This window comes from Vibrio sp. V23_P3S9T160 (assembly GCF_963886625.1).
Lineage (GTDB): Bacteria > Pseudomonadota > Gammaproteobacteria > Enterobacterales > Vibrionaceae > Vibrio > Vibrio anguillarum.
Genome location: NZ_CAWPDB010000031.1, coordinates 1 through 9,416, shown reverse-complemented (window position 1 = coordinate 9,416; position 9,416 = coordinate 1). Strand labels below are relative to the sequence as shown.

The window sequence follows — 9,416 nt, the reverse complement described above, 5'->3', positions numbered from 1 at the left end:
GAGGTGATTTAATAACCCAATTATTAGGGTCACTATTTTTTTTAGCAGTACAATCACTAAATTTATCAAAGCAATTCTTAGTATAAAAAACTCTAACTCTAGGCCCATCAACAATGACCTGCATTGAGCCTGAATTAGATTTGAAGTTCTTGTAATAGTTATCCATTACTTTCATTTTAGCTTCAGCGTCTCTAGGAATAACGGCAGATATTCGGTGGTAAGATTCAAAAGGATATTCCCATCCTTTTGCCCAATAACCATCTATATGAACTGGCACTCCCATTCTTCCTCCTGATGAATGAGCGCCTGGATAGCTACTGATTGCCCCCATAGCAAAATTAGCCTTACCACCAGATTCGGAAGTAATTGACATATTCGTAACACCATGCTCACCTGTCGTACTTCCATTGGTAAAGCCGACATCAACGGAATAAGGCTCAGGACTACAGCCCAACAACCCTGTGATTAATATAACTATTAAATTAAGTTTTCGCCATTTAAGCATTATTAAATACCTTGCGTTTAGGTTGTTGATTACTATCGACATTAAGAGCATTGACCAATGTATCAGTGATACCTTCATAACCAGAATTGATTAATGCATCATGGGGACGATGTATATATGTATATATTGTTTTAATAATTCATCCTCACAGCTTTGCCAATGTGCTTTAGATATTTTACCTAATGGTTCATTTTCCATATTTGACCAAGTCTTTTTAATAAATACATCGTCAATATAATCTTTAGGCGGTTGAATAAGATCATCTCGCCAAATAATGCCATGGCGTTGCGCTTGTTGTTTCATTCTTTCAAAGGCCAGAGCAGAGATGGCATTGCTAATCGGCACGAAATGATAATAGAGTAATTGACCATCTACTGACTTAACTTCTCCATATATACCGTCTTTTTCTAATGTTTCTTTTTGCCATGTTTGATTTTCAACAACCAATTTCTGCTGAACAAATGCCGCTCCTGCATTCGCTTCTCGAATTGACTGCAATTCGCCTTTGTACTTTTCGAAAAATGATTCCTGCTTGATAAGATGTCGGTTGTAGGTTGAATCAACAGGTGTGTTGAGACGTGAAGGTAAATCCGTTCGACTATATTGCATTTTCGATGGGTAACCACCGCCTACATCAGTATGGCTACCAGGGAATACTTCTTGGCAGAAAATACCGTCAGCAAACGCTATGGCCTCTTGATGACCTTGCCCTAATGAAGTGAGGGGGAAGTTTTTACGGTATTCATGTTGAGCGCAAATCTGAAATACTCTTTCTGCCGCATTGGGTTTTAATCCAAGTTGGTAATTACCTTCATTTTCATTGCCTGGGAAGTAAAACGATCCTACCGTATCAAATAAACCCACAAAACGGACCGAAACACGACGAGTAGTATCAATGGCATAAAACTCTTTGGAAAGTGAGTCAAAACGTTTATAGCTTTCATTGCCTAATAAGTTAGGAACCAACGAGCTAGGATTAGAGCTTCTATTGGGATTAATGTAATCAGGAAATCCTTCACTCACAGCATTAATAAAGTGTCTTGCCAGTGCCGCACCGCGACTAAAACCAAACACGTCAAATTGGATGTGATTGATTTCCGAGTATATACCTTTTTGTTCAAGAGATTTTATATTTTGTGCTAAGCTAGACAAAAAGCTCTGCCACTTCCATAGCCCGCCTGTATCATCAAAAGCTCCCATCGCTTGCCCTGCTAACTTCTCATCGCCGCCCGCATCGATGATCGGATTAGGCTCACCTGGCGAAATGGGAATACCATCTACCGTGCCTACCCCTGATATATAAATTTTGGCCGATTCGCCTTCTCGCTCTGGATAGGCTTCAAACAGACGAGCGACATTCGTTCGCGATTTATTACCGTAAGTTTCCTTATATTCATCATTGGGGTTATTTTGCCCAGTCCCATCAAAGAACACGCCGATACGTAATGTTCGTTCAGGTTTTACATTAACGATAGCAATATCTTTCCCTGCCATGCTTTCGCTCTTAATCGCTCTAACACTAGTATCGACTAAGCAGCGTTCGGTATAGTCATAAAACGTATTTAATGGGTGATTAAATGATTTCGGGGAAACAGGCGGCAGGCCATAAACGGTGATATTTTCCTGCTGCGTTTCAGCTTGGTGTTTATCTTCTCTTGCAATAATAGGTTGCTGAGTCGCGTCCAGTAATGTAGGAATATCTAATTTAACGCCATATTTACTTAGCCACTCGTCATCTAGGTTGTCGAGCGCTTCACGGGTAATTTGCTGCTCAAGATAAACCAGATATTGATTATCGACGACTTTGCCGCCAATTTTCCAATAAACCAGCAAAGCACTTTGGTAAATGTTATAGGCTTGAGTGTCATCTAATCGATGTGGTGTAGAGCGAGTCCCGTAAAAACTCCATTTGTTATCGCCAAGCAATTTGTACTCTTGGACCAATTTCCCATCGTGAAAATGATAAAAATAACCTTCAGTAGGAAGGCCAAGCCGCTCACCTAATTGCACCGCAGGGCAAACGGGAATAAAACCTTCATAAGCAGTTTGTGTCCCGATAGGTTTAACCTTGACAGTCTCTTCAAGTGAAATTCCCATTGGGTATGAGGCGACTTCGGCGACCAAGCGTTTTGGTTCATCAATGGCGGTAAGAATAGTGTATCGGGTGCCGTGTGCTGCTTTAGATTCCGTCCAGCGACCGAGCATGACCTCATTTTTGGTCTTAGCTAACACAAAAGAACAACTAACTTGCTGACGAAACGATTCATCAGAGCAAGCGATGTCAAAGCAATATTCGTATTTCAACGAAAGAGGCTCGTCGGGATTATTTCGTATTGGAGGCTCGGGGACATAGGGTGGCATTGGTAAGGGTGGATGCAAATTGCGACTTTGCGTTGCCCCAGAAACAGCGCCTGTAAGATTGGTTCGAGCAAGCAATGCTTTTTGCGCGGCAGGTTCGAGGTGGTCGATAGTTTGGCTGTTGAGCACCCAATGAGAGAGACCCATTTCGTTTGATTCTTTGAGCAGCATAGGAGTAACAGGCGAATCATTTAACAACAGCCAATGACCTTGCTCTACCTGCTCAATAAATTTGTCAACACTAAAATTAGAGGGGATAGCGGCTTTAAGGGCTTTTTTATCTAACGAATCGAGTGCGCCTTCAATTTGCGCAAACTCGTGAGCCATCAACTCGGTGATACGAACGGCTTTATATGTCACTGACGTTCCCTTACAGTTATTATTTTATTTTTGCCGTCATTTTAATCAGTTAGATAGTCAAGGCTAGCCTTAAAGAAGTATTAGTTAGATTAAATCATGAACCGAAATCACATTATATGGATTAGGTTGATTATGTTTGCGAAAAGTTGAGGCTTAGGGCGATTCTAAAGAGCTAAAAGCTGTCGGTGTTGAAGATGTTGGTTTGAAGTAACTTAATCTGCTCCAGCCAGACTGGACACGTCATTAAGCGACATTTTGTTGTTCAAAGTTAACTTGGCTTGGATACCCAAGAGCACTGTGCCTTTTCGTCCGATTATAATCAACCTCTATGTACTCGAAGATCGTTTGGCACATCTGGTCTCTCGTCATAATCGGCTCATATTGGATCGCTTCAACTTTCATAGCATGGAAGAAGCTCTCAACACAAGCATTGCCCAAGCAACTTCCTTTCCTACACATACTTTGTTTTAGATTATAAGCAGCTATGAGGTCTCGATAATCTTTTTAATAGTACTGACTACTATCACTATGAATGATAACCTGCTCAGAGAGTACGCGACGGAACAAAACCTTGATAGCGCATGGCTTTGTTGCATAATTCGTTGGAACTAAATCAGAAAGTTACGATCTGAACGGCTAAATCAGATAATCTTCGTAGCCTTATGCCAAAACCTTGTTACAAAACAACCAACTGAAAACTGTACAATAAAGCCTTAATCAATCGTGGTTCACTCACCTTCTGGATTGATGAAGAAGCGATAAGAGAGTGGAACAAAGCAAACAAAAAAAGCGTGGAAGACCTCGTTTCTTTAGCGACCTAGCTATCACAACTGCGTTGATGATGAAGCGTATCTTTTCAATGCCTTTACGAACTCTGCAAGGATTCATTAACTCAGTATTTATGCTTGCTCGTGTTCCATTGCAGTGCCCACATTACACCTGTATCAGTCGCCGAGCTAAACAGGTTGAAGTGTCATTCAAACCTCAAACGTCTGGTGTGATAAGGCATTTGGCCATCGATGCGACTGGTCTCAAGGTTTACGGCGAAGGGGAATGGAAAGTCAAAAAGCATGGCACAGACGGTAAACGTAGAGTTTGGCGAAAGCTCCATCTTGCCGTTGATACGAATACCCACGAAATTATCGCTGCGGAATTGAGTTTATCGAACGTGACTGATGCTGAAGTGCTGCCAAATCTACTCAAGCAAACCCGCAAAAAGATCGCTGAAATATCAGGTGACGGAGCTTATGGCACCAAGGGTTGTTACGAAGCTATCCGTATAAAGCGAGCAGTCGCACTCATTCCTCCACGAGACGGAGCCGCATGCTGGGAGCGAGGTCACCCTCGAAATCTTGGTGTGGCCTGCCAGAAGTTGTATGGATCAAATAAACACTGGAAACAGAGGTATGGTTACCACTGCGCTCTCTCTCAGAAACGGCTATGTATCGGGTGAAGCAGTTGCTAGGTGGAAAATTAAGTTTGAGAGACTACAACGCTCAGGTTGGTGAGACTTACGACATGATCAAAGCGTTAGACAAGCTTACAGGGTTAGGTATGCCTAAAACTTGTCGTGTTGGCTAACAATCAACCGAAATGGATCTGATCTGCTTCGAAAATGAATTACGCAACAAAGCCTCCGCTATGACTAAAAGAAAAGATCGGATTCGTCAAAAGTCGATCCTCTCTCATGGTAGTGTTTAGAAATCTGTGTCATTTCAGTATGATATACAAAACAGGAATGACACATGAACAAAGACTTCGATCTAGAACAAGCTATTAAAGCCCTTCAGTCAGGCCAAGACCTGACAGGTAAAGATGGCTTCTTAACTCCGCTCATTAAACAAATCACAGAAGCTGCTTTGAAAGCAGAACTCGAACAGCACCTTGAAGGTGATGAGCAACCTAACCGTAAGAACGGCTCAAGCAAGAAAACGATTAAGTCTTCTGTCGGCACGTTTGAACTGGATACCCCACGCGACCGCTCTGGAACATTTGAACCCCAGTTAGTTAAGAAGAACCAGACTAAATTGACCGATGAGATCGACCGTAAGATCCTATCCATGTTCTCGCTCGGTATGAGCTACCGTGATATCCGTGGTCACGTAGAAGATATGTATGGCATTGATGTCTCTGAGGCCACCATCACAGGTGTTACCGACCGTTTGATACCTGAGCTGAAGGAGTGGCAGCAACGTCCGCTCGATGCACTTTATCCCTTTGTCTGGCTTGATGCCATCCACTATAAAATCAAAGAAGACGGACGCTACGTTAGCAAAGCGATATACACAATATTGGGCTTAGATGTTGAGGGGAAAAAGGAGCTACTCGGTCTTTATCTGTCAGAGTCGGAAGGCGCTAATTACTGGCTCTCCGTGCTAACAGATCTGTATAACCGCGGCGTTGAAGATATCTTGATCGCCTGCGTAGATGGGCTAACAGGCTTCCCAGAAGCGATAGCAACCATCTATCCTGATACAGAAGTTCAGCAATGCATCATTCACCAAATCCGTAACTCTATGAAATATGTTGCCTCTAAGCATCAGAAGGCGTTTATGGCCGACTTGAAGCCAGTCTATCGGGCTGTCAGCAAAGAAGCGGCCGAGATGGAGTTGGATCGTTTGGAAGCCAAATGGGGACAGCAATACCCAATAGTGATTCGTTCCTGGCGGAACAAATGGGCAAATTTATCGGTTTACTTCGGCGTTGTTGATCAAATCAGCTTGAAGAACAATAACACCATATATGACTAGCCGTTAGCTTCTTACGGGCATACCTAGTCCTATGACTTTGTTTATAGCTTTGACATTCGCCATGATTTCGCCCACTTGAGCGTTGTAACATCTCAAGCTCAGTTTACCGCTTGTGAGTCCCTTATATCGGGATATTGCAGTCTCAGATATTGAGCGATAGTGATAACCAGACTCGGCTTTCCATTCCGCTATTGCCCCATTTTTCAGCGCTGTTACCGCTTCGTTTCTGGGATGCCCATCTTCCCAAAGTGCTGCATTCTTTCGAGGTGGTATTAACGGTGTACAACCTTTCTTTTTCAGAGTCTCGTGACAATTCTTTGTGTCATAGGCACCATCAGCAGATACGGCAATGACCTTTCTGCGTAGTGGGTTGAGCAACGTAGGCAGTACTTCACTATCGCCCACATTGACAAGGCTAACTTCCGCACTAATCGCCTCGTGAGTATCCACATCAATAGCTAAGTGCAGTTTGCGCCATGTTCTGCGTTTTTCTGCACCATGCTTTTTCACTTTCCATTCACCCTCACCAAAGACTTTGAGGCCAGTCGAGTCAATGGCGATATGGCGGATAGCCCCTCTAGATTTATTGCGATATTTGACCTGAACAGTCTTCGAGCGTTTACTAATACAGGTGTAGTCAGGGGATGTCAGAGGAACATCCAATAGCTCGAAAATCGAGTCGATAAAGCCTTGCAGTGCACGTAATGGCAGAGAGAAGATGCCCTTAATCATCAAAGCAGTTTCAATCGCTGTATCTGAGTACTGGAAGCCTCTACCACGCTTACCATGGTGGGTTTTGCATTGCCATGCATCAATAGCTGAGTCATCTATCCAGAACGTAACCGAACCACGCTTGCACAGAGCCTTATTGTACTCCGTCCAGTTAGTTATCTTTTTTTTCGCTTTGCCCATGTCACCACCGTTCTTACCATCACAAGGGATCAGATCGCAGGACTTGGAAAAGGTTCAACTGATTTAGGCAACAACGCCGTTTACTTCAAATATCCAGAATACGTCCGANCTCTACCACGCTTACCATGGTGGGTTTTGCATTGCCATGCATCAATAGCTGAGTCATCTATCCAGAACGTAACCGAACCACGCTTGCACAGAGCCTTATTGTACTCCGTCCAGTTAGTTATCTTTTTTTTCGCTTTGCCCATGTCACCACCGTTCTTACCATCACAAGGGATCAGATCGCAGGACTTGGAAAAGGTTCAACTGATTTAGGCAACAACGCCGTTTACTTCAAATATCCAGAATACGTCCGAAAGGCTATTTACACGACAAATGCTATTGAAGCCGTACATCGCCAATTCCGTAAACTGACCAAAACTAAGGGTGGGTTCCCAAATGAAAATAGCTTGCTTAAGCTACTGTATGCTGGGATATTGAATGCTTCTAAGAAATGGACAATGCCAATACAGAATTGGAATATGACATTGTCTCAACTGGCGATTCATTTTGAAGGTCGCTTGGATGACGTCTTAGATATTTAGCCAAAATTAGCTGACACAGAATTCTGAACGCCCTCTCTCTCATTGCGAACAGCGGAGAAATCAATATAATCAAAGAATATTTTTCTAACACGAATTTATAATACTGACATCAATTGTTCTCTATCAGAAGCTTGTATTAATAATTAAGGCGCTGAAGAAGTTGCACTTCAACTTCTTTACCCATGCGGATCTCAAAAGAGGTATAAATGGCAGTAAGACACTCTTCGTTTCCACATATCTCAATACGAACAAAACCCTTAGATGTAAGTTTCTCAATAGAAACCTCAAGCTCTTCGACACTAAGATCTGTTATCTCTGCTAGCTTCGCTACACTATTTGGTCTCTCATAAGCCATCATTTTCAAGAGCTTAATATTATCGTTAGTTAAAACCTGTGACAGCTCTGTTAAAGATGCAAACCAGAATTGAGGCATATCTTCGACATAGTTTAATTTACCAGCTGCAACATCCAATATATACTTGCGAACGAGTTCTTCCGAGGCTATTCCGATTCTAGCTTTCATAGTCTATCCATGTTAATAAATATATAACAATTTTCTTTAAATCAAAGGAAAACTAGTGATAATAATGATGATGAATTACAGCAGATTTCTAAAATCTCAATATAAAATCTATTTAAACCATGCTCTCATGGTTCACTACTTTGATGAAGCGCAATAATCTTAAGAACATCAGAAGTAATATTAATTGCTTTAGTTCCTAAAGGTATATCCATCTTATCTTGATATTGTACCCAAACCTCCCCTTCTTTAGATATGCGGACCATTGCAAATGTTTCGTTAAGAAAGGACTTATTGACGCTAAGTTGTTCATGAATATCATCCATCATAATCATCCCTTTTACATGTTGGTAGCAGAATATGATTGAATACTAATCCATGACTTTCAAGAAAACAATACTATTCATCAACTAGATTCTAAAATGTACATTTTCATATTATATGAAAAGCCAGATCTTTGATCTGGCAGATATCAATGAGGTTTATTAAAGACTGGAACACAAAGACTCTAATACCTTTCTTTCAGTGCTTAATTTTTTAACTCTATTACCAGTCTCAAACCTGTCTATTTTACTCATGTGTTTAACAAAACGGTCAGCATTTGCTTTACTTGAAATTTTGAAGTTAGATAAATGATTGTAAGTCTTAATTTTATCAGTTAATTTTTTATCATAGAAAAGCATATTCTGAAAAAGAATATCAGGCATAACGTATGCGTCTAATACTTGTTTAATTCTGTACATTGACTGATACAGATCTTGTGCTTCTACAGCAGTCAAAAGACCATCTAAAGCAAGCTTTTCAGCCATATCTGCGACGTCATGAACTGGCTTTGATATCTTTGCCGCCTCTTTCTTAATGCCCGCTCTGTCAATAGAGAAGTACCCGCGACATTCATTCACTTTTGCTTTTTGATATATTCCGTAATAGTATTTATGCTTAGCTAAAAATTTCTCATATGCACCTCGAGTAATCTCGAACTCCCCCGACTTCACACATTCAGAAGCATTGTTACTTACAAATTCTTCAAATGTATACTTAGGGTACTCATCAATACGTTTTTGAGCAACATTAATCACCATTGTCATTGGAGATCTATTTCTAGAATCTTCATTATTTATCTTTATATTTAATCGAAGATAAAGAGTCATACCTTTTCTATGTCGATACGTCGTATAATACATACCATCATTATTTTTGTTATCTCTTTGTATATCCACTACTACATTAATTGCATCTGCGTTATTAGCCATAATTAAAACCTTACAAATTATTCTTATATTTTAATATAAGATACCAGTTAAATTAATATAAGTAAAGAAACTAAAATTTACCAAAAATATAATTTTAAGAGATTGACTTTTAAGCTCTATCTAATACAAACGAACCAATATTCCATTATTATCGGCAGAAAATTTGATAAA

General features: G+C 40.8%; 6 protein-coding genes and 5 pseudogenes. 3 read left to right on the top strand and 8 right to left on the bottom strand.

The genetic code is table 11. The features are described 5' to 3' along the window. The 3 genes and pseudogenes from AACU59_RS01945 to AACU59_RS01935 all read right to left on the bottom strand — a co-directional run. The coding region (locus AACU59_RS01945; protein WP_161437611.1) for a hypothetical protein at positions 1–505 on the bottom strand (505 nt) is incomplete at its 3' end. A gap of 90 nt (positions 506–595) precedes the next feature. Then, positions 596–3,223: a DUF2235 domain-containing protein gene (locus AACU59_RS01940; RefSeq protein WP_161437610.1), complete on the bottom strand. Its 2,628-nt coding sequence runs from the start codon at positions 3,221–3,223 to the stop codon at positions 596–598. Positions 3,224–3,466: 243 nt separating this feature from the next. Next, a pseudogene (locus AACU59_RS01935) lies at positions 3,467–3,790 on the bottom strand (IS3 family transposase); the annotation flags it as partial. A gap of 131 nt (positions 3,791–3,921) precedes the next feature. Here AACU59_RS01935 and AACU59_RS01930 point away from each other — a divergent pair. Continuing rightward, positions 3,922–4,804 (top strand): annotated as a pseudogene (locus tag AACU59_RS01930) (IS5 family transposase). 164 nt (positions 4,805–4,968) lie between these two features. Further along, positions 4,969–5,940 (top strand): annotated as a pseudogene (locus AACU59_RS01925) (IS256 family transposase); the annotation flags it as partial. A gap of 36 nt (positions 5,941–5,976) precedes the next feature. On the opposite strand, the gene AACU59_RS01920 reads toward AACU59_RS01925, so the two are convergent. Both AACU59_RS01920 and AACU59_RS01915 read right to left on the bottom strand, forming a co-directional pair. Next, on the bottom strand, positions 5,977–6,885 hold the full coding sequence (locus tag AACU59_RS01920) for an IS5 family transposase (RefSeq protein WP_094145174.1): 909 nt from the start codon (positions 6,883–6,885) through the stop codon (positions 5,977–5,979). A 95-nt stretch (positions 6,886–6,980) separates the two neighbouring features. Further along, a pseudogene (locus AACU59_RS01915) lies at positions 6,981–7,136 on the bottom strand (transposase); the annotation flags it as partial. 69 nt (positions 7,137–7,205) lie between these two features. Between AACU59_RS01915 and AACU59_RS01910 the strand changes: the two are divergent. Further along, positions 7,206–7,472: pseudogene (locus tag AACU59_RS01910) on the top strand (transposase); the annotation flags it as partial. Between the two features lie 136 nt (positions 7,473–7,608). Here AACU59_RS01910 and AACU59_RS01905 read toward each other — a convergent pair. The 3 genes from AACU59_RS01905 to AACU59_RS01895 all read right to left on the bottom strand — a co-directional run bounded on the left by AACU59_RS01905 (position 7,609) and on the right by AACU59_RS01895 (position 9,245). Next, positions 7,609–7,995, bottom strand: a complete 387-nt coding sequence (locus AACU59_RS01905) for an HVO_A0114 family putative DNA-binding protein (protein WP_017048749.1) — start codon at positions 7,993–7,995, stop codon at positions 7,609–7,611. A gap of 125 nt (positions 7,996–8,120) precedes the next feature. Next, the gene (locus tag AACU59_RS01900) at positions 8,121–8,321 is read right to left on the bottom strand and encodes a hypothetical protein (protein ID WP_017048750.1); all 201 of its coding nucleotides are present in this window, start codon (positions 8,319–8,321) and stop codon (positions 8,121–8,123) included. 156 nt (positions 8,322–8,477) lie between these two features. Next, positions 8,478–9,245 carry a hypothetical protein gene (locus AACU59_RS01895; RefSeq protein WP_161437609.1) on the bottom strand — a complete coding sequence of 256 codons (768 nt, stop codon included), beginning with the start codon at positions 9,243–9,245 and terminating at the stop codon, positions 8,478–8,480. Positions 9,246–9,416: the final 171 nt, after the last annotated feature.

What these genes read in the sequence shown, in the direction of transcription:
- AACU59_RS01920 (WP_094145174.1), bottom strand. Translation starts at nt 6,885, where the DNA reads ATGGGCAAAGCGAAAAAAAAGATAACTAACTGGACGGAGTACAATAAG.
- AACU59_RS01895 (WP_161437609.1), bottom strand. Translation starts at nt 9,245, where the DNA reads ATGGCTAATAACGCAGATGCAATTAATGTAGTAGTGGATATACAAAGA.
- AACU59_RS01905 (WP_017048749.1), bottom strand. Translation starts at nt 7,995, where the DNA reads ATGAAAGCTAGAATCGGAATAGCCTCGGAAGAACTCGTTCGCAAGTAT.
- AACU59_RS01900 (WP_017048750.1), bottom strand. Translation starts at nt 8,321, where the DNA reads ATGATGGATGATATTCATGAACAACTTAGCGTCAATAAGTCCTTTCTT.